The organism is Vallitalea guaymasensis, assembly GCF_018141425.1.
In the GTDB taxonomy this organism is placed as follows: domain Bacteria; phylum Bacillota; class Clostridia; order Lachnospirales; family Vallitaleaceae; genus Vallitalea; species Vallitalea guaymasensis.
Genome location: NZ_CP058561.1, coordinates 1,012,511 through 1,038,775, shown reverse-complemented (window position 1 = coordinate 1,038,775; position 26,265 = coordinate 1,012,511). Strand labels below are relative to the sequence as shown.

Annotated in this window: 38 protein-coding genes; 33 read left to right on the top strand and 5 right to left on the bottom strand. The window is 31.9% G+C overall.

The window, feature by feature from the left end; genetic code table 11:
- Window positions 1-38: 38 nt before the first annotated feature.
- The 4 genes from HYG85_RS04720 to HYG85_RS04705 all read right to left on the bottom strand — a co-directional run bounded on the left by HYG85_RS04720 (window position 39) and on the right by HYG85_RS04705 (window position 2,455).
- On the bottom strand, window positions 39-494 hold the full coding sequence (locus HYG85_RS04720) for an ImmA/IrrE family metallo-endopeptidase (protein WP_244971279.1): 456 nt from the start codon (window positions 492-494) through the stop codon (window positions 39-41).
- A gap of 34 nt (window positions 495-528) precedes the next feature.
- Window positions 529-852 carry a helix-turn-helix domain-containing protein gene (locus tag HYG85_RS04715; RefSeq protein WP_212692510.1) on the bottom strand — a complete coding sequence of 108 codons (324 nt, stop codon included), beginning with the start codon at window positions 850-852 and terminating at the stop codon, window positions 529-531.
- A gap of 69 nt (window positions 853-921) precedes the next feature.
- Window positions 922-1,773 carry a helix-turn-helix domain-containing protein gene (locus tag HYG85_RS04710; RefSeq protein WP_212692509.1) on the bottom strand — a complete coding sequence of 284 codons (852 nt, stop codon included), beginning with the start codon at window positions 1,771-1,773 and terminating at the stop codon, window positions 922-924.
- A 115-nt stretch (window positions 1,774-1,888) separates the two neighbouring features.
- The gene (locus HYG85_RS04705; protein ID WP_212692508.1) at window positions 1,889-2,455 is read right to left on the bottom strand and encodes a helix-turn-helix domain-containing protein; all 567 of its coding nucleotides are present in this window, start codon (window positions 2,453-2,455) and stop codon (window positions 1,889-1,891) included.
- 167 nt (window positions 2,456-2,622) lie between these two features.
- Between HYG85_RS04705 and HYG85_RS04700 the strand changes: the two genes are divergently transcribed.
- The 13 genes from HYG85_RS04700 (at window position 2,623) to HYG85_RS04640 (ending at window position 9,646) form a co-directional block, all read left to right on the top strand.
- Window positions 2,623-2,832: a hypothetical protein gene (locus HYG85_RS04700; RefSeq protein ID WP_212692507.1), complete on the top strand. Its 210-nt coding sequence runs from the start codon at window positions 2,623-2,625 to the stop codon at window positions 2,830-2,832.
- A gap of 105 nt (window positions 2,833-2,937) precedes the next feature.
- Entirely contained in the window at window positions 2,938-3,156 is a 219-nt protein-coding gene (locus HYG85_RS04695; RefSeq protein WP_212692506.1) for a BOW99_gp33 family protein, read from the top strand.
- Between the two features lie 109 nt (window positions 3,157-3,265).
- Window positions 3,266-3,625 carry a DUF6075 family protein gene (locus HYG85_RS04690; protein WP_212692505.1) on the top strand — a complete coding sequence of 120 codons (360 nt, stop codon included), beginning with the start codon at window positions 3,266-3,268 and terminating at the stop codon, window positions 3,623-3,625.
- A 12-nt stretch (window positions 3,626-3,637) separates the two neighbouring features.
- Entirely contained in the window at window positions 3,638-3,835 is a 198-nt protein-coding gene (locus tag HYG85_RS04685; protein WP_212692504.1) for a hypothetical protein, read from the top strand.
- Window positions 3,795-4,103, top strand: coding sequence for a hypothetical protein (locus HYG85_RS04680; RefSeq protein ID WP_212692503.1), 309 nt, complete (start codon window positions 3,795-3,797; stop codon window positions 4,101-4,103). The genes HYG85_RS04685 and HYG85_RS04680 overlap by 41 nt, the downstream gene beginning before the upstream one ends.
- A 71-nt stretch (window positions 4,104-4,174) precedes the next feature.
- Window positions 4,175-4,552, top strand: coding sequence for a hypothetical protein (locus HYG85_RS04675; protein ID WP_212692502.1), 378 nt, complete (start codon window positions 4,175-4,177; stop codon window positions 4,550-4,552).
- A gap of 24 nt (window positions 4,553-4,576) precedes the next feature.
- Window positions 4,577-5,284, top strand: coding sequence for a hypothetical protein (locus HYG85_RS04670; protein WP_212692501.1), 708 nt, complete (start codon window positions 4,577-4,579; stop codon window positions 5,282-5,284).
- A 275-nt stretch (window positions 5,285-5,559) separates the two neighbouring features.
- Window positions 5,560-6,525 carry a ParM/StbA family protein gene (locus HYG85_RS04665; RefSeq protein WP_212692500.1) on the top strand — a complete coding sequence of 322 codons (966 nt, stop codon included), beginning with the start codon at window positions 5,560-5,562 and terminating at the stop codon, window positions 6,523-6,525.
- Window positions 6,522-6,812, top strand: a complete 291-nt coding sequence (locus HYG85_RS04660) for a hypothetical protein (RefSeq protein WP_212692499.1) — start codon at window positions 6,522-6,524, stop codon at window positions 6,810-6,812. Before HYG85_RS04665 ends, HYG85_RS04660 begins: the two co-directional genes overlap by 4 nt.
- A 14-nt stretch (window positions 6,813-6,826) precedes the next feature.
- Window positions 6,827-7,747 carry a helix-turn-helix domain-containing protein gene (locus HYG85_RS04655; RefSeq protein ID WP_212692498.1) on the top strand — a complete coding sequence of 307 codons (921 nt, stop codon included), beginning with the start codon at window positions 6,827-6,829 and terminating at the stop codon, window positions 7,745-7,747.
- Between the two features lie 39 nt (window positions 7,748-7,786).
- Window positions 7,787-8,863 (top strand): DNA-methyltransferase, encoded by a 1,077-nt coding sequence (locus HYG85_RS04650; RefSeq protein ID WP_212692497.1) that lies wholly within the window; start codon window positions 7,787-7,789, stop codon window positions 8,861-8,863.
- A 321-nt stretch (window positions 8,864-9,184) separates the two neighbouring features.
- Window positions 9,185-9,334: a hypothetical protein gene (locus HYG85_RS04645; RefSeq protein ID WP_212692496.1), complete on the top strand. Its 150-nt coding sequence runs from the start codon at window positions 9,185-9,187 to the stop codon at window positions 9,332-9,334.
- 120 nt (window positions 9,335-9,454) lie between these two features.
- The gene (locus tag HYG85_RS04640; RefSeq protein ID WP_212692495.1) at window positions 9,455-9,646 is read left to right on the top strand and encodes a hypothetical protein; all 192 of its coding nucleotides are present in this window, start codon (window positions 9,455-9,457) and stop codon (window positions 9,644-9,646) included.
- A gap of 95 nt (window positions 9,647-9,741) precedes the next feature.
- Here the strand turns inward: HYG85_RS04640 and HYG85_RS04635 are convergent, their stop codons facing one another.
- Window positions 9,742-9,927 carry a hypothetical protein gene (locus HYG85_RS04635; RefSeq protein ID WP_212692494.1) on the bottom strand — a complete coding sequence of 62 codons (186 nt, stop codon included), beginning with the start codon at window positions 9,925-9,927 and terminating at the stop codon, window positions 9,742-9,744.
- 207 nt (window positions 9,928-10,134) lie between these two features.
- On the opposite strand from HYG85_RS04635, the gene HYG85_RS04630 reads away from it, so the two are divergent.
- The 20 genes from HYG85_RS04630 to HYG85_RS04535 all read left to right on the top strand — a co-directional run bounded on the left by HYG85_RS04630 (window position 10,135) and on the right by HYG85_RS04535 (window position 26,264).
- On the top strand, window positions 10,135-10,926 hold the full coding sequence (locus HYG85_RS04630; RefSeq protein WP_212692493.1) for a hypothetical protein: 792 nt from the start codon (window positions 10,135-10,137) through the stop codon (window positions 10,924-10,926).
- Window positions 10,927-11,006: 80 nt separating this feature from the next.
- The gene (locus HYG85_RS04625) at window positions 11,007-11,438 is read left to right on the top strand and encodes a hypothetical protein (protein WP_212692492.1); all 432 of its coding nucleotides are present in this window, start codon (window positions 11,007-11,009) and stop codon (window positions 11,436-11,438) included.
- A gap of 124 nt (window positions 11,439-11,562) precedes the next feature.
- A complete protein-coding gene (locus HYG85_RS04620) occupies window positions 11,563-12,204 on the top strand; it encodes a tyrosine-type recombinase/integrase (RefSeq protein WP_244971278.1) in 642 nt (213 codons plus the stop codon).
- Window positions 12,205-12,611: 407 nt separating this feature from the next.
- On the top strand, window positions 12,612-13,331 hold the full coding sequence (gene terS / locus HYG85_RS04615) for a phage terminase small subunit (protein ID WP_212692490.1): 720 nt from the start codon (window positions 12,612-12,614) through the stop codon (window positions 13,329-13,331).
- Window positions 13,332-13,349: 18 nt separating this feature from the next.
- A complete protein-coding gene (locus HYG85_RS04610; protein WP_212692489.1) occupies window positions 13,350-14,033 on the top strand; it encodes an HNH endonuclease in 684 nt (227 codons plus the stop codon).
- A gap of 144 nt (window positions 14,034-14,177) precedes the next feature.
- On the top strand, window positions 14,178-14,525 hold the full coding sequence (locus HYG85_RS04605) for a hypothetical protein (protein ID WP_212692488.1): 348 nt from the start codon (window positions 14,178-14,180) through the stop codon (window positions 14,523-14,525).
- Window positions 14,526-14,529: 4 nt separating this feature from the next.
- Window positions 14,530-16,257, top strand: coding sequence for a terminase large subunit (locus HYG85_RS04600; protein WP_212692487.1), 1,728 nt, complete (start codon window positions 14,530-14,532; stop codon window positions 16,255-16,257).
- Between the two features lie 82 nt (window positions 16,258-16,339).
- The gene (locus tag HYG85_RS04595) at window positions 16,340-17,488 is read left to right on the top strand and encodes a phage portal protein (protein ID WP_212692486.1); all 1,149 of its coding nucleotides are present in this window, start codon (window positions 16,340-16,342) and stop codon (window positions 17,486-17,488) included.
- The gene (locus HYG85_RS04590) at window positions 17,481-18,161 is read left to right on the top strand and encodes an HK97 family phage prohead protease (RefSeq protein WP_212692485.1); all 681 of its coding nucleotides are present in this window, start codon (window positions 17,481-17,483) and stop codon (window positions 18,159-18,161) included. Before HYG85_RS04595 ends, HYG85_RS04590 begins: the two co-directional genes overlap by 8 nt.
- Before the next feature lies 1 nt (window position 18,162).
- Window positions 18,163-19,452: a phage major capsid protein gene (locus HYG85_RS04585; protein WP_212692484.1), complete on the top strand. Its 1,290-nt coding sequence runs from the start codon at window positions 18,163-18,165 to the stop codon at window positions 19,450-19,452.
- 13 nt (window positions 19,453-19,465) lie between these two features.
- Window positions 19,466-19,894, top strand: a complete 429-nt coding sequence (locus HYG85_RS04580; RefSeq protein ID WP_212692483.1) for a hypothetical protein — start codon at window positions 19,466-19,468, stop codon at window positions 19,892-19,894.
- Window positions 19,895-19,936: 42 nt separating this feature from the next.
- Complete coding sequence (locus HYG85_RS04575) at window positions 19,937-20,197, top strand: head-tail connector protein (RefSeq protein WP_212692482.1); 261 nt, start codon at window positions 19,937-19,939, stop codon at window positions 20,195-20,197.
- A gap of 14 nt (window positions 20,198-20,211) precedes the next feature.
- Complete coding sequence (locus HYG85_RS04570; protein ID WP_212692481.1) at window positions 20,212-20,541, top strand: phage head closure protein; 330 nt, start codon at window positions 20,212-20,214, stop codon at window positions 20,539-20,541.
- Window positions 20,525-20,923 carry an HK97-gp10 family putative phage morphogenesis protein gene (locus HYG85_RS04565; RefSeq protein ID WP_212692480.1) on the top strand — a complete coding sequence of 133 codons (399 nt, stop codon included), beginning with the start codon at window positions 20,525-20,527 and terminating at the stop codon, window positions 20,921-20,923. The genes HYG85_RS04570 and HYG85_RS04565 overlap by 17 nt, the downstream gene beginning before the upstream one ends.
- 8 nt (window positions 20,924-20,931) lie before the next feature.
- The gene (locus HYG85_RS04560; protein ID WP_212692479.1) at window positions 20,932-21,282 is read left to right on the top strand and encodes a hypothetical protein; all 351 of its coding nucleotides are present in this window, start codon (window positions 20,932-20,934) and stop codon (window positions 21,280-21,282) included.
- Window positions 21,279-21,851 (top strand): major tail protein, encoded by a 573-nt coding sequence (locus tag HYG85_RS04555; RefSeq protein WP_212692478.1) that lies wholly within the window; start codon window positions 21,279-21,281, stop codon window positions 21,849-21,851. The genes HYG85_RS04560 and HYG85_RS04555 overlap by 4 nt, the downstream gene beginning before the upstream one ends.
- A 42-nt stretch (window positions 21,852-21,893) precedes the next feature.
- A complete protein-coding gene (locus HYG85_RS04550; protein WP_212692477.1) occupies window positions 21,894-22,277 on the top strand; it encodes a hypothetical protein in 384 nt (127 codons plus the stop codon).
- A gap of 26 nt (window positions 22,278-22,303) precedes the next feature.
- Entirely contained in the window at window positions 22,304-22,465 is a 162-nt protein-coding gene (locus HYG85_RS04545; RefSeq protein ID WP_212692476.1) for a hypothetical protein, read from the top strand.
- A gap of 11 nt (window positions 22,466-22,476) precedes the next feature.
- The gene (locus HYG85_RS04540) at window positions 22,477-24,531 is read left to right on the top strand and encodes a phage tail tape measure protein (protein ID WP_212692475.1); all 2,055 of its coding nucleotides are present in this window, start codon (window positions 22,477-22,479) and stop codon (window positions 24,529-24,531) included.
- Window positions 24,531-26,264 carry a DNRLRE domain-containing protein gene (locus HYG85_RS04535; RefSeq protein ID WP_212692474.1) on the top strand — a complete coding sequence of 578 codons (1,734 nt, stop codon included), beginning with the start codon at window positions 24,531-24,533 and terminating at the stop codon, window positions 26,262-26,264. The genes HYG85_RS04540 and HYG85_RS04535 overlap by 1 nt, the downstream gene beginning before the upstream one ends.
- Window position 26,265: the final 1 nt, after the last annotated feature.

The following is a 26,265-nucleotide window of genomic DNA, read 5'->3' as shown; positions in this document are numbered from 1 at the left end:
AATCAAGATTTATATTATGTTAATACCAATTTTAATTATTATAGTCTTTCTATTACTCCAAATGGTTCAAAATATATAATGTACTTGTCAATATTAAATAATATTCCGAATTTCCTTTTATAGTACTCAATAGCTTCATCCAGAAATTCTTCAGTCACATCTAAGTATTCAGCTAACTCATATTTATTACGCACTCCACTTTTATATGCATTTATTATATCGACTAACCCTATCAATTCTTCGAAAGCCCATGCTCTTGCTTTGTTTTCTTGCTTTATGTTGCTAATATTAGATTGATCTAAAATATCCCCTGTACTTGTATAATAGTGCCCTATTTCTTCAGCTAAGATGCATTTCTTTCCAACTGTAGTAGCTATTTTCTTATCAATAATGATTGTATTATCATAATATAGACCTTTAAGATTTTTAATTGGTATATCTGTTTCAATAAGTTCTATATTTTCCTCTTCAATATATTGTAAAAGTTTTGTCATTTGTATTAACCCCTTTAAGTTATTAAATATGGGTTTATTTTCTTTGTGACTTTATAAACTTTATGTATTTAATAACTTTTTCTTGTTCTTCTTTAGTTAAATCTGCTGTAGCATCAGTTGCTATTGTTTTAGTTGTATCTAACTTAGTGTTACTAGAATCTTCCCAACCCATAATGTAAGAAGGGGTTACACCTAAAACATCAGCTATTGTTTTAATTTTTGATTGAGGTAAATCACGACCACTTTTTTCAATTTTGTTTATTGATGAACGTGATTTATAACCTAATTTAAAAGCTAACTCCTCTTGTGACATGTTAAGATCTTTTCTTCTTTTTTTTATTCTTTCACCTATTTCCATTTAAGAATCTCCTTATATTATAAAAGTTTTGTCATTTGTATTAACCCCCTTTAAGTTTTAAATATGGGTTTATTTTCTTTGTGACTTTATAAACTTTATGTATTCAATAACTTTTTCTTGTTCTTCTTTAGTTAAATCTTCAGTAGCATGAGTAGCAATAGTATTAATTTCATTCTGCTTTGATGTTTCGTTATTTATATTTTCTTCCCAATCCATTAGGTATCCAGGTGAACAATCAAGAGCCGAAGCTAATAATGTAATTTTATCTTTTCTAACATTTTTTATTTCTCCACTCTCATATCTCTGTATTGTAGGAGTACTAACTCCAATTTTTTTAGCTAATTCTTGCATAGTCATATTTAATGCTGTACGTCTTTTTTTGATTTTATCTTTAAATTCCATTTGATGTTTTTGCTCACATATATTAACTGTGGAATGAGCTGCAATAGTTTTAGGTTTTTTATTAACGACATCTTTTTCCCAACCCATTATATATGCAGGTGAAACGCATAAAGCTTTAGCTAATATCTCTAATTTGTCTAATGGGATATTACCAATAGTTCCAGTTTCATAGCGTTGTAATGTAGATTTACTAAGTCCTGTTTTTTTGGCTAAATCCTGATAGGATAAACTAAGTTTAATTCTTCTATTTTTTATCCTTTTAATAATGTCTTTTTGAATTAATTCTTGTGTAACATAAGCTGGTACTATATGAATAGGTGATTCCCAACCCATTAATTTGTTTGGAGTAGTGTCTAGCAATGTACATAATAACTCTATTTTATCAACATCAGGTTTATTATTTCCACGTTCCCAATTAGAGATTACATTTTTAGATTTACCAATAGCTTTTGCAAGTTCTAATTGGCTCATTTTCTTTTTAGTTCTAGCAATTTTGATATTTTTACTCAATTCATTCATATTTATACCTCAGCTTATAATTAAAATTCCCGATAGTTGTACTATATTTATACTGGTAGTTATTTAGCTGTTTGTTGTTTGTAATATATAAAGCTTATTATTATTAATAATAAATTTATTTTCTTTGGGATTTAAGAAACTTAATATATTCAATAACTTTTTCTTGTTCTTCTTCTGTTAGATCTTTTGTTGCATGAGCTGCTAGTGTATTAGGTTTGTCAGTTTTTATGTGTTTAGGAACATCATAACCCATAAGCCATGCAGGATTTAAATTATATTTTAATGATAGTATTTCAATAGTTGTAATTTTAGGAACCATTTCACCGATAGTATATCTAGATATTGTTGCAGCACTTAGATGTAATGAATCACCCAAAGTATAAGTCGTTTCATTATTTTCTTCCATTATTTCTTTTAAACGTTGAGAAAATATTGTTTTATTTATTTGTTTTTTTGTGATTTCACTTGCAAATCCTGTATCATCTGTCCATCCCATTAGGTAAGAAGGAGTTGTTTGCAGCGCTTCTGCAAAATCTTTAATTTTTGACTGTGGAATATCATTTGCACCTGATTCAATTTTAGCTATGGTAGAACGAGATTTATAGCCCATTTTAGTTGCTAGTTCTTCTTGAGTCATTTTTAATTCTTCACGTCGATTTTTTATCCTCTCATATAATCCCATAATTTTACCTCTTTCTAAACTTTTGTTTATATAAAACAATCTAGCATATTGTAGATTAAAAGTCAACAAAAAATTAAAAACATAAAAAAATGTTGACAATTAATCACTAAGCATGTTAATATGTAAATGTGATTTTGAATCAACAAAATACAAGAGGGGTGAGTTAAATGACAAATACTATTGAGTTAGAAATTGCTATTAAAAGAAGTGGATTAACTAAAAGAGAAATAGCAAAACAACTAGGACTTTCAGAAATGGGTTTATATAAGAAGATTAAAAATATAACAGAGTTTAAAGCTAGTGAAATATTTTTATTATCAAAAATACTTGCTATTAATGATAAAGAAAAAATTTTTTTCTCAGAAAAAGTGATTTAAAATCATCAAAATAATGTTAAGCATAGTAGTAATAGGACAAAAATTACCTAACATAAATTATAAAGTAAAAGAAATGTTAATTAAATATTTATTGGAGGTGAGAAGATGGAGAAAGAGCTTAACGGTCAAAAGTATAAAGTAATACACATACTTAGAGATGGTACCGTTTTGGATTCTATTAAAGGGCATATGATAGGGGTTAACGAAAAGACAGAAACATTTTACAGGATGTTAGCAAACTTGGATGATGAAGAATTAGATAGATTAGAAAGATTAGGTAAAGAAAGGGTGAAAAATGAATCATTACAAAGTGTTCCAGAGTAAATTATTAAAATGGGAGGATGAATTAAATTTTCTAAAATACTAATCATTCGCCTCCTATTGTTAGCCTTTAACATGACTGGTACAAGCGATAAAAGAAAGGAGATAAACGATGTTTTTAAACGAAATGCATCAAATAAGGTTTAACCAATTACTAAGAAAAGACCAAACATATACAGGAGATACAGAAAGAAAAGCAGTATTTTTCATAATTGCTGGTAATAATGATCTATTTCTTAAGTCTGATTTTATTTATGACTTTGAAGAAAGAGTCATTTTACCTGAGAACTTAGCTAATGGAAAAGTTGACTTTTCACAAACTTCTAAGAATCTAATACGATTAGCATTCAATCTGTACAACTCATACGAAGGTGTATCTGTTATTGACACATTTTGCGGACTAGATGAAACCAACTTCGCACTTGCTCTTAATGCTATCAAAATGAGGTTCTATCAATATCAGTACCAGTAGGAGGAGATAACAATGATAAATATTAAGTTTTGCGAATACCGACATACTGTTACCAAAGAATTAGGATACATAGCACAATACAATGGACAAGTAGTTGCTGTTATAAATGGTACTAAGAAAATTACTAGAAATATGAGTAAGGCAAGACAGTTCATGGAGAAAAAAGGGTATGTCAAGAAAGCTGGTGCTGATGATGAACAAGCAGGATAAATCTTGTTCTAACTGTGCCAATAATACATCAGATGATAAATGCAAGGCACTTAATAGAAAAATAGAGGATAGCTGCTTTGCATGGGCTGATGAAAAGATTCTTAAGAAGAGACTTGAAGATATTCTTGATTATGGTAAGCATAATGCATCACATTATGAAGTAGACCTCAGGAATAAAGATTCCAAGTACTATAAAGCCAAAAAGGAACTAGAACAGCTTGAACTTAAATTAAAACAGAAAAAAAGCACGTCTTTAATGACGTACTAAATAATTTAACCAAGTTTATTATAATCCATTATTTATAATAAATCAACCAAATAATGAAAGGGTGTGAAAATATGGATAACATAGACTACTTTAATATTTCCAAGATGGCTCATGGTGCTCTTATAGAGCAGTTTGATGCAGAATTTGAGAAAGTGCTAGAAAACATCAGTGACCCAAATACATCTGATAAAGCAGCTAGAACTATACAGATTACTTTTAAGATAAAGCCTAATAAAAAGAGAAATTCTGCATCTATTGATTTTCAAACCAAATCAAAACTGGCTCCTGCAGATCCTCTTACAACAGAAATATTTATAGGTAAGGATTCTAATGGAAGATTAGTAGCAGAAGAATACACTGGTGGAATACCAGGTCAAATGTCAATTGAGGATATTGAAACTGAAACTGACAATGACAAAGTTACAATGTTGAATAAAAATGTTAAATAACAAATGAATCGGAGGAAAGATGAAATGATTAAACAAGCATTAGAATATTTAGTAGGTTTAGGAAAGACAGAGATTAAGGAAATAGATGGATTCAAGTATGCAACCAACAGTTGTACAAAATTAACTGATCCAGTAGTTAAAGAAAGTTTTCAACTGACAACTCTAACTGGTGTCATTGATTATGTGAAAAGTCAAATTGATGGGCATATTGTTGGAGAAGATTTAACCATACATATTAAGTCACCAAGTACTGTAAGGGTATACTCTAAGCTTAATAAAGACAGAAATAGAGAACAGCTGGTAGAAGCTAAGGCAATATTACCTCGTGTTGAGTTTAACAGTTTTTTGGATACAGAGGATTTCAATATCATGTTACAAAGTTGTTTTGAACCTAATACTGATATGCAGACCATGTTGAAAATCGTTGGTAACATAAAAGAAGAAACGGTTCAGAATACTGGTGATGATGGAGTGACACAAACAGTTACAGCAAGGACAGGCATTGCAAGAGTAGCAGACGTAGAATTACCTAATCCAGTGGAACTTGCACCTTTTAGAACATTCCCTGAACTACAACAACCTTATAGCAAATTTGTATTCAGAATGAGAACAGGTCCAGCAGCTGCATTATTTGAAGCAGGAGGAACAGGTTGGAGAGTCAATGCAATGGAAGCTATAAAAGAATACTTGAATGAAGCATTAGAAGATACCAAAGTGAAAATCATACTTTAAATATAAGAGGGCTATCATGCCCTCTATGATGACGTATTAAATAATTTAACTACTACTATATAAAAAAGATATATCTACTGAAAGTATATATGAATATGATATAACAATTTGAAACTATATGATATTCATATATGAAACAGTGAAAAGTATATATGATATTCATATTTATATTTAAACCTATATGAATATCATATACATACTATCAAAACTATATATGAATATCATATAAAAAACTTGATATATATTATATTCATATACTTAGGAGGAATAATTGGATGAAATATATTATATCAGTTGATGCTGGTAAAAGTGCTACCAAGGCATTAGGAAGAAAATTAATTGATTCAACAGATAGAGAAGTATTTTTCTTAACTAAATCCTATGATCTAGCAGATGGAGATATTGATGTTGAAGGTAACTCCTATAAAGTTAGTTATCAGGGTAAAAACTATATAATCGGTGAACAAGGAGAACACTACGATACTGATACAACAAAGACATCCTTAACACATCAATTAGCAATATACACAGCTATATGTAAAATTGCTGGAAGAGACACAACACCTTATGTAACATTAACGGTTGGTTGTCCTACTGCAATATTTAAAAACGTCAAACTCAAAGAGGAATTTAGAGAGTTTATTGCTCCTGAAACACCAGTTGAAATTGAAGTTAATGGAACAGATTATAAAATAACTTTTGAAAGAGTGATAATAAAACATGAAGGTAGTGGAATCACCTACCTTGAACCAGCAGTATTCAGAAATAACAGGGTAGTTGTTATTGACATAGGCAGACGTAACATGAATGTTGGTGTATACGATAATCTAGTACCAATACCAAGTACACTATTTTCTAATAACTACGGAGGTATTTTCCTAGAAACTATGGTAAGGGAAGAACTTAGTACATATTTTGGTGATGACTATGATCTGAAAACAGCAGCTAAAGCCATAGAGAATGGTGGAATAATCATTAATGGTAAACTGCAGGAAGAAAGTGCTGTAATTGTATGCAGTACCATAAACCGTTATATAAAAAATAACGTACTTACCAGTATCAAAGAAAAGAACATTAATCTCTCTATCATGCCAGTAATATGTGTTGGTGGTACAAGTAAGATAATATACGATTACTTCAAGAAGTCAGTTCCACATGTCCAATTACCTCAAACGGATGCTCAATGGGCTAATGCGAAAGGTTTCCAGATTGTTGGACTAGTAAAGGCTGGGGTTCTATGAGTAGACAAAAATTACTTAGCTTCAACAAGGAAAATCAGGACGTATTGGACATGATTAACAGTAAATCTAATGCTTCACAATATATTTGTGAAGCCATTAGGTTTTATGAAAGGAATAAGGACTTCATGAAAGACATGAGCAGAATTGAAGAGAAGATAGATGAAATTAATAATAAACTTGATAATGGTGATGTGAAGATGGATTGTGAAGTTATAGTACCGCCTATAAAACAATCCATAGAGATTGATTCAGACATAAGAAATTCAATACTAGGTGAGGATGATTAGAAGGGGGATAGATCATGGAAAGAGACTTTAAAGGCATATGGATACCAAAAGAAATATGGTTATCACAAAGCCTTACAACACAAGAAAAACTATTCTTAGTTGAAATTGATTCACTGGATAACAATGGAGGGTGTTATGCAATGAATGAACACTTCTCAAACTTTTTCAAGCTATCCAAGAATAGATGTTCAGAAGTGATTAAATCACTAGAGACTAAGGGTTTCATCAAGATAAATTATATCAAAGAGGGTAAGCAGATTATCAAGAGAGTCATAAATGTAATAAATAAGCAGAGATTACTTTCTGAAGATAATGAAGACCCCCTTCGAGATACCGAAGACCCCCTTCGACATGTCGACAGACCCCCTTCGGAAAACTTGGTAGAGAGTAATACAGTATCTAATAATACAGTTAGTAATATATATAGTAAAACCAATGAGCCTAATAAATCATTATCAAACGAAAAAAAGAAGATACCATATCAACAAATAGTTGATAAATACAATGAGATATGTGTTTCTCTACCAAAGGTTCAAAAACTGACAGATAAGCGTAAGAAATTTATTAGAGTATTATATAATTCTAATTTTATTAATAAAGATATCGAACGGATATATCAAATATTTGAACTGGCTGAAAAGAGTGATTTCCTATCAGGAAGAAATGGAAAATGGCTTGCTTGCAATTTTGATTGGTTAATAAAGAGTGACAATCCAGTTAAGATACTAGAGGGTACATATGCTAACAGAGCAAAACCTCAGTCAAAACAAAAGAAAAAGCCTGTCAGTGGTTTTATTAACTATGAGCAGACAGATGGTAAGCAGTACGAGATATTCCAAAAGAAGTTAGACTTAAAGGATTTGTTGGAATTAGGGAAAATAACTCCAGCTGAGTATCTTAAGAAGATACAAGAACTTGAATCTCAAGAGGAGTAGATTTGAACTAAAACTAAGTTTTGTAGAGGTAGGTGGAATATGTTAGAGATTAATAAAATTTACAATATGGATTGTAGAAAGGGTTTAAAACTCATAGATGATAATTCAATAGATTGCTGTATAACTTCACCACCATACTGGGGATTAAGAGATTATGGTGTTGATGGTCAAATAGGATTAGAAGATACCTTGCAAAAATACATAGAAAATATGGTCCAAGTATTTAGAGAAATAAAAAGAGTTCTAAAGAAAGATGGTACAGTTTGGCTTAATCTAGGTGATAGCTATGTTGGTACTGGTGGAGATAGAAAAAAGGCAGTATTAAATCCAGTATTCTATCAACAGCAGCAGCATAACCCCAAAGGTGGTAGGTATGAGAAAATTCAAGAATTAAAGAAGATAAACCTAAAACCTAAAGACTTAATAGGTATACCATGGAGAATTGCTTTTGCACTCCAGGATGATGGATGGTATTTAAGATCTGATATCATATGGAGTAAATCAAATTGCATGCCTGAAAGTGCAAAGGATAGACCAACCAAAGCACATGAGTATATATTTCTTTTATCGAAGTCAAGAAAGTACTATTATGACTATCAATCAATTATGGAACCTATAGCCGCATCTACAATTCAAAGATTATCACAAGACATTGAAAATCAAAAAGGCAGTGACAGAGCTAATGGTGGAAGTAAAAGAAATGGAGCGATGAAAGCTGTAATAGGAAAAGGAAATTCAAAAACATTTAGAGGTGGCGGCAGCTATACTAAGGGACAATCATTTAATAATTCCTCTACTTCAGAAAGAGAAAGCCATGGTAATGCAGTAAATGAAAATGGTGTGCGCAACAAAAGAACTGTATGGACCGTATCAACTAGCCAGTTTAAACAAGCACATTTCGCAACTTTCCCTGAAAAGCTAATTGAACCATGTGTATTCGCTGGATGTCCTAAAAACGGAATAGTATTAGACCCGTTCATGGGATCCGGAACAACTGCGTTAGTTGCATGGGAAAACAATCGTAATTACATAGGATTTGAATTGAATAATGACTATAAAGACATATCACAAAAACGATTAGGAACAGCAATATGTCAATATAAATTGGAAATATAGACTAAATATTAGTTTAGAATACTATATATAGATAATATTATTGCAAGCAAAATTAAGCATATATTAATTACCTTATAAATTTTATTGCATTTTCTATTGGGGTAGATATAAAAGTAATCCATAAAAGAGATAAAAGTAAGCAACCTAATAGAAAATGGATAGGTACTCATAGAAAGAAGTGTTATGTATATCAGTATTAAAATTAATTCAATCTTGTGTGTCTTCATAAAAATAAGCAATGAAACTCCTCCTAATAACTTAAATATTATAACATAGCTTATTTGAAGATTAAAGATATGATTTAGTGAAGGGAGAAAAAAGATGAATAAATTTGTAGAAGGTAAGGAAGTTGTAACTAATGGTGCTTATGGAAGAATCAAAAAAGGTTGCAGAAATATGGAGATTGTACATGGCGAAGTAACACTACAACGTAATATTTCAGATGAAGGAGATACCATTTTGTTTTTATAAGTAAACCAGAAAACCATAAAGATAACATAAATCTTATGCCGGTTTATGTTGTACCCACTAAAGCGTTAAGGGATGTTTTAAGTTAAAGGCAAATAATTAATTTTGTGAAGGGAGAAAGAAATGGAAGAATATAACGAACCAAAAGAAAAATGTAAAAGTTGTATACATTGTCTATGTGAAGGAAATGGAGATCAAGAATACGATGGAAGTTGGAGTAATATTTATTATGAATATTATTGCAGCTATGGATACTATAAGAAATATGAAAAAGGTGGCATTGACTGTAAACGATATGAAAAATTGAGCGTATAATCGGAAATATTGTGTTTAGAGAAGGGCTAAAGAGAAACATATAAGAAAAATCTTGAATGACTGCTAGAGGGAATAATCCTCTAGCGATGTATATATTATTGTTTGATTGTATCCTTTTCAGCTTTTAACTTCTCTTTGTCTGAAAGTACTTTAAGGATACTCAATAAAGCAGCAAATCCACAGAAAATAGCTAGTGATATGTTTGAAGACACAAAGTAATAAATACAACCAATGAAGTTAGCTATACTAACTAGTATAAAAAATATTGTGATAAGGTTCATTAAAATCACCTCCAATAAGATATTATATCACATTGTTTAGGTATGCAAATATAGGCACAAAGGCTTGGTTTAGTAAAGGGATACCTTACTTGATTAAAATAAATACAGGTATTCTAAATGTCATAATAATTAATAAAGCATAGAGGAACATAACCATGTATATAAGAATATTATATTATATTAAAGTTTTAAAGGGGATTAAGAATAATGGTTCGTACTACAGTTTGGGCACCACCTTCTTTAGCTGGCTTTGGAGCTTGGGGACCATGGGCATCTTTGCTTTCATACATAGGTACTGGGTGTTATCGAATTTCATATAGTGAAATAGGAGATGCTTTGGCTAAAGGAAGAGTTCGTTATACAGATTATCATACAAGAAAAACAGTTATCAAGGAGTTTTTAGAAAGTATAGATATTCATACTGCTGATGTTTATGGGATAATTAAAGTTAGCTTTATTTCATTTACTACTGGGGTTAGTGTTGAGGTAATTCTTCAAGCAATTGATTGTGAGCATATACAAAAACCAATAATTCCTGAAGAAGAGAAGTGTAGTGTGGTTCGTGAAGGAACACGAGAAGCCATTACCTATTGTGTCAACATAGGATTAAGTGATAAAGGTATACCTATTAATACTAAGGTTACAAGATTAAACCCTCTTGTAAAGCCTATATGGAAATCAATAAAGATAAAATTACTTTCTATTAATGTATGGTATAGTAAAACAGGTAAAAGATTGATAATAAAGGCACGGGTAAAAATCGAATTAGAGAGATATAGATCTGAATATAAAGAAATGCCTAATAATAAAGTAGAAATAACGGTACGACCCGAAGTATCGGAATGGTCTCTTTTTGAAGATCCCATTTTGGTGAACTTGGAGAATGTTGATCTACCTCTTAAACATGGAAGTAAGAAGTATAACATAAATAGTTTACTTACTTACAATGGAATGGAGATAGATAAAAAAACATCATTTACAGTAAATAAAAACTGGTAACAAAGTGTATGTTGAAGTGCAAAATTTAAAAATATATAACTACCTTAAAGGACTATTTAACAAAGGAAGAAGGCGATAATGTGAACATAATAGATGAATACAGAAGGATAACAGAACGTATAGCTGTACAGGAAAGTCAATTAATAACAGCAAAAAGGGATTTACAAAAGAATATGAAAATATATATTCCCTTAGAAGTAAAAGGTATTGACTATAGCCAAGATAAAATACAAACTTCTCTTTATCAACAAGATATATTTACTACAGCTAATAATATCAAAATATTGACTGGTTTTATAAAAGAATTAGAAGAGGAACTAGAAGAATTATATGGTCAAAGAAAAGGGTTAGAAAAAACAATTAATAGCTTAGCTGATATTAAAAAACAATACATAATGTATAAAATAAAAAATCCAAGAATGCCTAACTGGAAAATTGCAAATAAGATTCATATTTCTTTAAGTTCATTAGAGAAATATATAAAAAAAATAAAGGAAGAAACAGCAATATAAAATTTACGGTATTTTACGGTATTACACATGTTAATATGCTAGTAGTAAGATTTATATACTTTTAAGAAGCCTTGTTATACTACAGGGCTTTTTTCATGCCCAAATGAAGGAGGTGGAATATGAAGTGTCAAAAAAGAAGCCAGCAAAACCTATACCAGAAGAATCATATGATCGGTTCAAGTATAGGCTGGAAGAGAAGAGCAGCAAGTTCAAGGAAAGAAACATAACTCTATTTTTACTAGGAGTAGCTACAGGATATCGAATGCAAGATTTAGTCTGCTTAACAGTTGGCGATATCAGGGTAAGCTTAGAAAATGGTTTCTTTGAAATTCAAGAAAGTAAGCAGATTAAGGCATGGAGGACACATAAATTCAAACATCCTAATTCTACACAAAAAGAACCAAAGCCAAGAAAACATGAAATTGTTCCTTCTTTGGAAGTAATACTTAAGAAATTTGTTCAAGGTAGAAAAGCTTCAGAGTATGCATTCATCAGCAACAAAGGAAAAGGAAGTCAATATATTGGTGAAGATAGTTTTTCTGACATACTCAAAGAGGTTGCAAATGAACCAGATATCAACTTAAAGCAGATTACAGGTCATAGCCTTAGAAAAACATATGCTCGAAGAATATATGATGCTACAGGTTCATTGGAACACGTACGCATAGCATTAGGGCATAAAAGCATTGAAGTAACTAAGATATATTTAGGGCTTGAAGATGAAGCAAAAGAAAGTGCTGCTAAAATTGCTGGCAGTAGATTATAAATTTTACATTGGAATCCGTAAAAATGTCGAGGTTACTTATTTATGATAAGATGGAAAAATAACTTCTATATAATGCAACTTAAAAATATAATCCGTAATCCTATATGTTATTACTGATTTGCAGTTTAGTATAAAAAACGACCATGAAGCCAGTAATAATGGAGGGTTGAGCCATATTTTTATAGTTTATTTATTAATCATGAGATAAAAAGAGTTTTGTGCATTATTTTTTTTATCTCAAAAAAGTAATATTATTACTATTTGTTATTATTAGTTACTGTTCATAAAAAAATGGAATTTCAAATAAAACAACTCAACTAAATATATTTTGTCAATTATATATATAAGAATTACTAAGGTTTTGAGTACAGTATAAAAAGTACAGTTAAAACTTAAGGGGGGATAAAGTGGCAAAAGAAAAGAACCCTAATAGGTTAGCAGCATTTAAAATTTATAAAGAACATCATGGGAAGATAACCATAAAACAAATTGCTAATATACTTAATGAGAAGCCTAGAAATATTACATACTGGAAAAAGATAGACCAATGGAATGTAAAGTATAATCCAAAAGGTGGAGCACCACTAGGTAATCAGAACGCATTAGGTAATTTGGGTGGAGCACCTATACGTAATCAAAATGCTAGGACAGATGGATGGTACTCCAAATATTATCCAACAAAAACTAAGAGTATTGTCCAGGAATTAGAAGATGCTAATGCTGATCCAATAGAAATTATATGGGCACAGATAATTACTTTATGGGCAGCTATCATTAGATCACAAAAAGTAATGTTTGTTAATGATAAAGATGATATGACAAAAGAGTTAAAGAAAACAACTTGTAGTGACAAAATGAATAGTAAGGAATATGAAATACAATTCGCCTGGGATAAACAAGCGAACTTCTTAAATGCTCAAAGCAGAGCTATGACAACATTATCTGGTATGATTAAAAAATATGATGACATGCTTCATGCTAATTGGGAAATGACAACAGAAGAGCAACGATTAAGGGTTGATAAACTTAGAGTACAGATTACTAATCCAGAGTTGCAGCATAGAAAAGAAGTTAGTAAACAAAAGCTAAGAATGGAACAGGAAGTGCTAGATTTAAGAAAGAATTAGAGTTAAAGGAATGGTAACATGTGGAGTACATTAAAGAGCTTCTATGATTCTAAAGAGTGGAAGAAATTCAGAAAGATGATTATATTGCAACGTGGTCCTGTATGTGAAGATTGTGGAAAGATTATTACAGAGCATAAACAAATAGAGGTACATCATGAAGAAATCTTAACACTTAACAATGTCAATGATGCCATGGTATCTCTTAATTCAGATAAAGTTAAGGTGTTATGTAATGGCTGTCACAATAAAAGACATGATAGATTCCAAGGTGGACATAAGAAGAAAGACAAGAATGTTTACATTGTCTATGGACCACCATGTTCAGGTAAAACAACTTATGTACTTGAACATAAATCAGATAATGACATAGTAGTTGATATGGATAGACTATATGAAGCTGTCACTTTATTACCAAGATATGATAAACCTGATAAGTTATTATTTAATATCATCAGTGTTCAAAAGGCTTTGATAGATAATATAAAAACTAGATATGGTAAATGGAATAATGCCTGGGTAATAGGTGGTTATGCAGATAAGTACAAGAGAGACAGACTGGTAAAGGAACTAGGTGCAGAACTTATTTTAATTGATACAGACAAAGATGAATGTCTAAATAGATTAAAGACTAGTATTGATGGTAGAAGCATAAAGGAATATTCATCATACATAGATAAATGGTTTAGGAGTTATAAAGAATAATGAAGAGGTTGTGAGGATGGATAACAAAAAAGATTATTGATCCCCCCCATGAATAGTAATAGGGCAACACCGAAAGACCGTAGGGGGGAAGGTATTTCTCACAGCAACCAAAAAATTTGAAAATCGGTGGAGGTTTTTAGAAAAGTGGAAAAATCACAAGTATATAAAAAGGAGTATGAGAAATTATCCAACATCTTTAAAGATGTAGAAGATAATCAAAGAGAACTGGTGCAGGGTCTTATAGAAGATGCTGCTTTTTTATATGCTGAGAATCATGGGTTGAAAGAGATCATGAAAGAAACTGGTATGGTGAAAGTGCATCCTACCAATAAAAGCTTACAGAAAACATTTGAATCAAGTAAGCAATTCCTTAAAAATGTAAATTGTTATTCTGTAGTTATAAAAGTACTAAATAGTATCTTGAATAGAAATGCTATTGAGGATGATGATGCTTTTGACAAGTGGATAAAAGAAAAGCAGCAAGTGAAGTGATGAAATGGCAAATATAAATTTAAGTCTTAACACCATTGATGATGAACATTCATATTTACTTGAATACTACAATAAAGCCATAAAAGGTTTTGAATCCTTGAATTATGCACCTGTAGATATTAAGAACCTGATAAAAAAGGGTGAAATAGTAATTATAGGTAGGGAGCTGATGACCTGCCTTGAAAACTTAATAAATGACTTGGATAATCCTGATTACTACTATGATATTTCAGTTTCAGAACTAAGGACAGAGTTTATAGAAACATTCTGTAAACATACAAAGTCACCATTCTATGGGAAACCATTCATATTAGAATTATGGGAAAAGGCTTTAATAGAAGTCATATATTCATTCAGATGGTCTGACACAAAGTTGAGACGTTTCAAGAAAGTGATACTTCTCATTGGAAGAAAGAATGGAAAGTCAGCAATATGTGGAGCATTAAGTATGGCTGAATTCATGTGTGGTAATGGTGGTTCTGATTTGATATGTTCATCAAACGATGATAACCAGGCAAGTATCATCTATGATGAGATTAACACCATGAGGGAGATATTTGATCCTAAAGAGAAAAGGACCCATAAAAATCAGAAGGGTATGTTCAACCTGATTAACAGGTCCAGTATTAAAAAACTATCTGACAGGACTAGGAACAAAGAAGGAAGAAATATTGATTTTGCTATATTAGATGAAAGTCATGAGATGAAAGATAATATCATAGCCAAATCAATAGAGCAATCTCAATCAACAAAAGATGAACCATTATTTATTAATATAACCACAGAAGGATTCATTAATGACGGATACCTTGATGAAGAACTGAAATACGGAAGAGAAGTATTAAATGGTGAAAGAGAAGATCCTGATATCTTAGTTTGGTTATATACTCAGGATTCAGAAGAAGAAATATTTCAAGATGAAATAAGTTGGTATAAAGCAAATCCTAATCTTGGTGTATGTAAAAAAGAAGCTTACCTGGTATCACAAATAAGAAGTGCACAAGCTAAAAGATCAGATAGAGTCTTTGTACTAGCAAAAGACTTCAATGTTAAACAGACCAGTGCTGCCAAGTGGCTTGAAGAAGCAGACATAAGTAATGATGCAACATTTGACTATGAAGAGTTTAGAGGTTGCTTTGGTTTCAGCGGTACTGACTTATCAGAAACAACAGACTTAACAAGTTCCAAGGTCCTGATAATGAAACCTAACAGCAACAAGAAATACATAATATCAAAATACTTCATTCCTGAATCAAAATTAAATTCTAAAGAAGCACCTTATAAAGAATGGGTTGAAGCAGGATACATTACAAAAAGTGAAGGAAATGATATTGATTACTCCAAGATTACTCAGTGGCATGAAGAACTTTGGAAGAAATACAAGATAAGGATATTCAAAGCTGGATGTGATAAATGGAATGCTAAATACTGGCGTAAGGAAATGGATGAAAAGCTTGATATAGATGTTGAGAATGTACCAATGGACAAATACACATTATCTAATCCAATGAAGTCTGTAGAAGCTGATTTCAAAGACGGTCTAATAATATATAACAGTAATCCAGTTGATAGATGGTGCTTATTGAATACCTGTCTGAAAGTAGATAAAGAAGGATTGATATATCCCATAAAATCATCAGATGCTACACAAAGAATAGATGGTTCAGTAACATTGATAATCTTATATGTATTACTTAAAAGATATCGAACAGAATACATGAACATCATTTAGGAGGAGGTGAGGAAAGCTGGGACTAATTAATACACTAACAAAATTCAAGAACAAACGAAGGATAACAAGATACGCTAGATTCATGAATGGAAACGTGCCTATATTCTCACAGTTTGGAGAGAACATATATGCATCCGATATTGTACAAGATTGTATCAACTGCATTGCAACAGAGTGTAGTAAGCTGATGCCTAAACACATAAGAAATGATCCAAACGGTATGCAGGTAAGAGTAAATAGTGAACTTAACAGGTTATTCAAGTTTTCACCTAATGAACTAATGACAACAAAAGACTTCTTGGAAAAGATAGTTTGGCAGCTGTATTTAAATTACAACGTTTTCATATATCCTACGTATAAAGATGGAAAGTACACAGGATTTTATCCATTAGATCCTAAAGTGGTTACATTCAAGCAGGATGAAAGCAACAGGATGTTTGTAGAAATGAGATTCGCAAGTGGAGAGAATTACACACTTCCATATGAAAGCCTTATACACCTAAGACTAAGGTATTCAGTAAATGAAGTAATGGGTGGAGGTATGAATGGACAGCCTGACAATGAAGCCTTATTAAAGATACTACAAACTAATGATACCGTAATAGAAGGTTTGGATAAGGCAATAAAAACATCATTACAAATAAGAGGGGTGTATAAATATGGTTCTATGGTAGATGAGGAAAAGCTTATTCAAGAAAAGAATAAATTTGAAAAAAGAATATCTAGTGGAGAATCAGGAATATTACCCTTAGATGTAAAAGGTGAATACATACCATTACAAGTTGACCCTAAGATCATAGATAAAGATACCATGGGATTTTTGGAAATGAAAGTTCTTAAGTGGTTTGGAGTATCACTGCCTATCTTAACAGGAGATTTTACAGATGAACAATACCAGGCTTTTTATGAAAAAACTATTGAACCATTAGTAATCAGTTTGGGGCAGGCATTTTCAAAAACTATATTCAGTAAAGAAAAGCTGAACCATGGGAATGAAATAGTGTTCTATCCTCAAAAACTACTATTTACCAATGTTAAAAACAAAATAGCAGTTGCAGATATTCTAGGGAACAGAGGAGCATTGACAAACAATGCTTTATTAGAGTTATTTGGTTATCCTCCATACATAGGTGGGGATGAAAGATATATGAGCCTTAATTATGTTGATGTTAATATAGCTAATCAATATCAATTAAATAAAGCAAGAATGGAGGGAAAAGAAGATGGATAAAGAACAGATGCCTAAAAAGGACATAGAAGTCATAAGAAGTTTTGGCTTCCCAGACATCAGGGCAAGTGAAGAAGGAACTTACATAGACGGTCATGCAGCAGTATACAATCAAAGAACCAATATTGCCGACTGGTTCTATGAAGTCATTGAAAGAGGGGCATTTGATGATACTGATTTTGATGATGTACTCTTCAGTGCCAATCATGAATGGCATAAGATACCTTTAGCAAGAAGCAGGAAAGAAGAAGGAAACTCAACAATGCAGTTAAAGGTAGATGAAAAAGGCTTGTATGTAAAAGCCGACTTGGATGTAGATAACAACGTTGAAGCAAAAAGTTTATACAGTGCTGTAAAAAGAGGAGACATTAATGGAATGTCTTTTATTTTTTACGTTGAAGAAGAAAGATGGACTGATCTTGATAGTGATATGCCTACAAGATACATTTCAAAGATTGCAAAAGTAAGAGAAGTAAGTGCTGTCAATTACCCAGCTTATGAGGGTACTGATATAAATGCTCGTGACAAAAAAGCATTGGATAACGCTAAAGCCACTTTGGATAATGTAAAGTCAAAAGAGTTGGAGAACTCCAGAGCAGAACAAGAAGCAGAGGTATTGAGATTAAGAAACCAGAATGAAATTGATATCACGATAAGAAAGGTAAAAGGTGAATAATATGAAAGAGAAATTATTAGCATTATTAAAATTGAAAGAAGCTAGAATGCAGGAACTAGAAACAAAGAATAAAGAAGCTAAAGATGTAGTTGAACTAAGAAGCATAAACAATGAAATAAAAGAAATCAACAGAGATATAGCAGAGCTAAGAGGAATGATTGAGGAAATAGAAGAAACTGAATTAAATAATGAAACTAACATCGAAAAAAGAGAGCAGGAGAACATTGAAGAAAAAAGAAATGCATTACCAGTAGGAGGATTCAATCCATTAGCCACATACACAAAACCTGATGAAGAAAGAGCAGAAATAGAAAAGAAATATGAACAAAGAGGGCAAACCTTGAAAGATGGTAAAGCAGTAAAATTCAGTACTGATGAAATGCCAACTTTCAGAGCTGTATCACTAGGAAGTGGTAAGCTTGTCAATGAAGATAAATATAGTAGAGACATAAACAAAACATTCAATGAAGTATCAGGACTAATTGACAAGGTACATGCTGTACCACTACAGGGTGGAGAAAGCTATTCAAAGGCATTTGAGAAATCAAGTGGTGAAGGTGACTATACAACAGAAGATGGTGAGTACCATGATGCAGATCCAGAATTTGATTATGTATCCATAGGAAAAGCTAAAATAACAGCTTATACAGAGATTACAGATGAAGCCAAGAAATTACCTAATATTCAATATCAGACTTTAGTTAGAAATAGTATTGAAAAATCACTTAGAAAGAAAATAACTAAACAGATTGTATTAGGAGCAGGAGGTTCAAATGCAATAACAGGTATTTTCAATGCACCAGCAAAAGTCATTCCAGTAGGTGATGGAGAAGAAGTAGAAATATCTGAAATTGATAAAGATACATTAGATAAAATAGTATTCGGGTATGGTGGAGATGAAGATGTTGAAGGAGATGCTTATTTAATCTTAAATAAATTAGACCTTGCTAAATTTGCAGCTATAAGAGGAACAGACGATAAGAAACTTTATAAGATCGAGTTAAATGGAAACACTGGAACAATATCATCAGACGATAGTTTCAAAGTTCCTTTTATCATTAACAGTGGTTGTCCTGCACTCTCATCTACTAAAACAGCAGCAGATACTTTATGTATGGCATATGGAAAATTAGAAGGTTATGAAATGCCTGTATTCTCAGATATAGAAGTAGAAGAATCAAGAGATTATAAATTTAAAACTGGACAAATAGCTTATCGTGGCTCAGTATGGATAGGTGGTAATGTAGCAATGTATAAAGGTTTCGTAAGAGTCAAGAAGATAACTGCTTAAGGAGGGATGATAAATGCCTAATAAAAAGAAAACTAGTAAAAAGAAGATAGATGATAAAACAACTGAAAAAGAAACTATTACAAAAGATAAATCCGAAGTAGATAATAATGAGGTTGAAGTAATTATCGAAGAGGGCAAAGCAACTGAACAAGAGACTGTAACAAAAGATAAACCTGAAGAAGATAATAATGAGGTTGAAGTAATTATCAAAGAGGATAAAACAACTAAAAAGAAAACTGTTGCAAAAGATAAACCTGATATAGATAATGATGAAGTTGAAGTAATTAAAGAAGAGGGCAATACAATTATAGTAAAAGCTAAAAAAGGTTTGAGTATAGGACAGTTTGAATTATTATCACAAATGCTTAAATCAGAAAATAAAAAGACGGAATATGAAATTGTATTGATGCCATATTCCGTAGATACAGTTGACATTAAATAGAGAAGGTTGATTCCTTCTCTATTTTAGAATGGAGTGATAACCTTGATAGTTTCCCTTGAAGAGGTAAAACAACACCTTAGGATAGAAACAGATGAAGATGATATCAGCATACAAACAATGATTCATGCAGCAGAAAGTTTTATTAGATCATCTACAGATTCAGTTATTGATGATAAGGATAACCGGGCTAAAATGATATGTCTGTTTTTAATAGCTGACATGTATGAGAATAGAGGACTTGCCAGTGAAAAAGGAAACAGTGGTATAAGAGAAATTGCAAAGATGATGTTACTGCAGTTGTAAAGTGAGGGATGATTATGGACCCAGGAGAATTAAAAGATAGAATACCTTTTCTTAAGAAGAAAGACAGTGATGCATTAGATTTTACAGATGATGGATATAAGCAATATAAGACTATATGGGCTAAGGTTAAATATATGAGTACAAAAGAGACATTTAAGTCTGATGCCAGTAATGTACTTAAAGTAGTTAATCTCATAATTAGAGCAAGAAATGACATAACCAATAATATGAGATTCTTACTTGATGGAATGCAATATGAGATAAAAGGTATACGTCCATTTGATAAAAGAAAAATGTATCTTATAGTAACAGGGGAGCTGAATAAGAATGAGCGACCAGGTTAATATTTCTTTCAACTTTGATAATCTTATTAAGGAATTTGAAAACATGGGTAAGGATATAGAAAAGATTGAAAGAAGGACCACTCTTAAAGCAAGTAAAGTTGTTGCAGATAAGTTACAAGATAATGTTGTAAGGTCTGATGTTGAAAAAGAGGATTATATCCATATGAAAGACAATGTGAAGATATCTGGTCTGAAAAAAGATGATGAACTTAATAAAACCAGAAGTATTCACTTTGGTAAGCTTCAATACAAAGCAAAATGGAGAGAGTTTGGAACTAGTAAGCAGGACCCTGATTACTTGTTGAGTAGAACAGTAAAAGAGACAGAAGATGAAGTAAAACAAATAACAGATAATGATATCAAGAAGGCTTTAGGAATGTAGGTGATAATTTGGAGGATATACGAGACATAATAAAAAATGCATTGAATGATATAGCCAAGACTCAGTGGATGATTCGCCCAGGCGGTTTTCCTTCAATATCATTCAGGATAATCAGTGAAAAAGGTTCTGTTTTTACTACCAGTGGAGAAGTAGAAACAGAATTTTTTATTCAAGTGGATATATGGACCAAGAAGGATATAGACCATGTAAATATATCAAAACTAGTTAAACAGAAATTGATGTTCCTGGACTTTAGCAGACCTTCTGAGACAGAGGACTTTGAAAATGACACAAAGATATTTCATAGGATACAAAGATATTATTATCTAAAAGATAATGAAAGTGAGGTCATGACATGAAAAAACATGCAATACAGGATGTAAAAAACATCTATTATGCACTAGTGACAGCAGATGATAATGGTACTATTACATATGCTGTGCCAAAACTTTTATATGAAAGTGAGCAGATAGATATTAGTGTTAATACCAGCACCATTAAAAAATATACAACTGGAGGTACTGACGTAATCAATGATTTTGAAGGTGGACAGATTGTAATAAAAACATATGGTATGGATAATGTCACAGTGGCAGAAGTAGAAGGACATGAAATAGATAGTAATGGTGTAGTTATTGAAAAGAGTGATGATGATCCGCCATATGTTGCTATCGGTTTTGAAGCCATCAAAAGAAATGGAGAAAGTAGATTCGTATGGTTGTTATACTGCAAGAAAAAACATGATAACGAAGAATATGTAAAGAAAGCAGAAAAAACAGATCCAAAAAGTTCTACCCTTACATTTGAAGTAACAGAAAGAGCCGATAAACAATGGAAAAACGTAATTGATAGTGATGATACCAATGCACCAGATGATCTAAGGACTAAATGGTTTGAAAAAGTATATGATGGTACAGCTTGGGCTTAGTATATCTAAGTCCTTTCTTTTACCTTGAAAGGAGTGAGGTTTTTGAAAAAGATAAATGTCAGACCTATAGAAACTCTAGGTCTAGAATTTGAAGATGGAACAATAAAAGAATGTAAATTCAGTGCATATGCAATGATGATTCTTGATGAAGAATATGAGGGTTTCAGTAAAGTATTTGATGATGCAGAGAACAAACCTTTCTTGAGTGGAGCGAAATTATTATATGCAGGTATGAAAGCATGTGGGAATGATGTAACATTTCAAGATGCAAAAAATGTAGTATGCAATATGACAGTGGAAAGTATAATAGATTTATTTTACTTTGCAGCAAGTACTATTGAAATCAAAGATGAAAAAAAGTTGAAAGTCCCACAAGATCACAAAACAAAGAAAAAGACCAAGACCACGAACAAAAAGAAGAATTAGAACTTGATTGGGATTATCTGTATTATATGTATACTGTCAAATTACATAAAAGTGATGAAGAATTCTGGAACAGCTATTTATGCAAGATATTTTCATTAATAGATATTTATACAGAAGAAAAACAACATGATAAAGATATTGCAGAGGGCAGAAATAATATTCAAGGCAGTATAGAAGACATATTATAAGGGGGTGAACTATGAATAAAGAGTTCCAAACCATAATTAAAGTGGGAATGAATAGTACAGAATTCAATAAAAACAGTGCAGAGGTATCAAGGAGAATAAAACTCTTGGATACCTCTTTTCGTGAAGCATCAGCCAGAGCCAAGGCATTTGGCGAAACAACAGATACACTGAAACAGAAATACACTGCTTTATCTGAAAAAATTAATATACAGACATTACGAGTAAAAAACTTGAAAGACCAGTATGAAAAAAGTAAAAAGGAGACTGGTGAAAACAGCAAAGCCACTAGCGTATTAGCCATTAAATACAATAATGCAATAACCAGCCTCAGAAAAATGGAAGGGCAGTTAGAGAAAACAAACAAGGACATAAAAGCACAATCTAAAGCATTTACAGAAGCACAGAAAAAGTTAAAGGAATATGGGGAACGTGCTAAGAAAGTAGGACAGCAAGCTAAAGAGGTATCTAATGGAATGCTTAAGGTTGGTACTGCTGTTACAGCTATTGGAGTAGCAATAACTAAGTTTGGAGTAGACTTTGATACTTCCATGAGAAAAGTCAAGACCATAGCAGATGAAGCACAAGTGAGTAATGAAAAACTTAGTAAAAGTGTCTTGGAGTTAAGTAAAAAATATGGTGAATCCAGTACTGGAATAGCAGAAGCATTATATCAGACATTAAGTGCAGGAGTTGAAACGAGTAAATCCATAACATTCTTGGATGATGCAATAAAAAATAGCATAGGTGGTTTTACAGATGCTACAACCAGTGTCAATACATTAACTAATATACTTAATGCTTATGGATTAGAGACAGAAAAAGTAATGGAAATATCGGATAAACTTCTTGTATTACAGAAACTAGGTAAAACAACCATAGGAGAATTTGGAGATACTATCGGTAGGGTTGCACCTTTGGCAGCACAAGCAAATGTAAGTGTAGATGAATTATTATCCTCTATAACTGCATTGACAAAAGGCTCAATTAAAGACAAAGAAGCCATTACTGCAATGAAAGCCATCATAGCAAGTATAATAAAACCTACAGAAGAAGCCAGTAAAGAAGCTGAAAAATTAGGATTGAATTTTAGTGCCACAGGACTAAAAGCAAAAGGGTTCTCTAAATTCCTGGATTTGGTTATGAAAAGTACAGGTGGTAATACAGAAAGCTTGACGAAGCTGTTTGGTTCTGTAGAAGCCTTGAATGCTGTAATGTTATTAACTAGTTCTAAGGGTAATAAAGACTTTAAGGAAGCTTTAGATGCTATGGCTAATTCAGTAGGTACTACAGATGAAGCTGTACAAGATATGGATGGTACTGGTAGAACTTTAGCTAGGACTATAGAATCTGTAAAAACAAGTGCTATTAAAGCGTTCCAAGCATTAGAGCCAGCAATACAAGGTGTATTAGGATTTATTAAACTTGTATTTGGTAGTTTAGGGAATCTAAATCCTAAAGTATTACAGACCATTGCTATTTTCGGTGCACTTGTCTTTACACTAGGTATATTCGTGAAGATAGGTTCTTCCATAGCAACAATAAGTGGTGCTATATCTGCTGGTCTAGCAGCTGTTGGTGTTGCCAGTGGAGGGGCAAGTGTTGGTATGGGAGCTTTAGGTGCAGTCTCGGCTGCAAGTGTCAGCCCTATTCTTTTAGTAGTAGGAGCATTGGCAGCTTTGGCGGTTGTACTTGCTGTAATAATAGGAAGAAGTGGAGAGGTTACTGATAGCATAAATTCTATTGGTAATATGAAAATGCCACAAATAGAAGTACCTAAATTAGAAACACCTAAAGTTAAATATAATACTTATAGGGTTGATGGAATAAACGGTTACGATACAGGAACAAATCGTTTATCAAAAGATCAGCTGATTTATGCACATAAAGACGAAGCTATTGTTCCAGCAAAAGACAATCCTTTCAATCCTGATGCAACAACCAATGGTTTAGGTGGAGGGGATATATTCAATATCTACATAGATGCAAAAACAACAAAAGAATATAACGATCTAGTTTTATTAGCTAAGAGCATCAGAAGAACAAGAAGAGCGGGGGTGGCGTTTTAATGGCTCAACATAATGTTAATTATACTTTTGAAAAGTCGGCTTATTTATGTTCTTACGATAGTACAAGTAATTATAGTTCACAAGATTATCTGTTAACAGGAAATTATGGAGCTTATCCATCTGTAGAACAACGTATGGCTATTTTTGGCTATAACAGTCAAAGCATAAAGGATATACTTAAATATAAGAAAATTACAGCTGCAGTATTACACGTTTATTTATTAAGCTCTATCCCAAAACCTTCTCACCACTGGATTCAAACCAATGCTTATAACTTGTATAGGGAATGGGGAGAAAAAACAGTAACGTATGCTAATATGGCTTCACAATATGGTTCCATGACTTGGCATAATATAAATAATTCAGTCAGCTCAGGTTGGTTTGATTTTATTCTATATGGCTATGATGGATTAGAAAAGGGTATGGGATTTAAGCTTGAAGTACCTTTTGATACTCAGACAGCTCAGATGGCTTCTACTCGTGCAAGCAGTAATAAACCATATCTGACCATTACATATGAAGATGTTCCACCAGAGACACCTATTGTTAATCTGCCAGATGGAAATTATGTTGATAATTCATCAATAATAAAGTTTGAATGGAAACATAATGATTCAATGGGAGGAATACAGAAAAAGTTTGATTTACAATGGTCCAGTAATAATGGAGGCAGTTGGAATACCATATCACAAACAACATCAAACAACTATTACAATATGCCAGCCAATACATTACCTTCTGGGAATATACTATGGAGAGTCAGGACCTATAATGTATTCGGGGAAACAGGAAACTATTCACCAAGTACAGCATTTTACAGTGTTGGTATGCCAAAGAATCCAACTATACAAGATATTACTGGTAACGTGTCACGACCAACTATCAGCTGGGGTAGTGACGACCAGCAATTATATCAAGTACAGATATTACAAGAGGATAATTTAATCTATGATTCAGGAGTACAGCCATCAACAAGTGTTAAGAATCATATGGTTAATAAATTTTTATTAGATGGTATTTATACTGCACAGGTAAGGACAAAAAATCGGTATGATCTATGGAGTAATTGGACTCAAAGAAGTTTTAATATACAAACTACAAAACCTGTTAAACCTAACGTTACATTAGAATCCAATAATTATGGAGTAGCTATAGCAACGGATAATGAATCAGGTACTATTTATATCTTATATAGAAAAAAGCATAATGAATCATTTTATATACCTGTTTTCAAAGCAGTTGATGGAATAGTGAAAGATAATACTCTAGAAAATAATATAGACTATGATTATTTCATTAGAGCAGTCAAAAATGGTGCATTTAATGATAGTGATATTGTAAGAGGAAAATGCTTATTAAAACATTATCTTTTCAGTTCAATCAAAAATATGGATGATGTGGTTGAAATGAAATACAGTCTTCATAAGAATAACAAAGATTTCTCATTAGATAACTTATGTTCAGAAAACAATTATACTGGTAGGAAATATCCAGTGACGGAGTACTCCCCATTTGTCAAGGAAACATATAACTTGAAATTTTTTGCTAATACTTACATCAAGTTGCAGAAATTCATTGATCTGATAAATGAAAGAACCATTATATTATATAGAGACAAGTTCACCAAGAAATACGGTAACATATGTAATATAAGATGTAAGCAATATAAAAAAGGTTTTTCAATGGAGTTTACATTCAATGTAACAGATCATAGTGAAGAAATAGAGGTGTGAC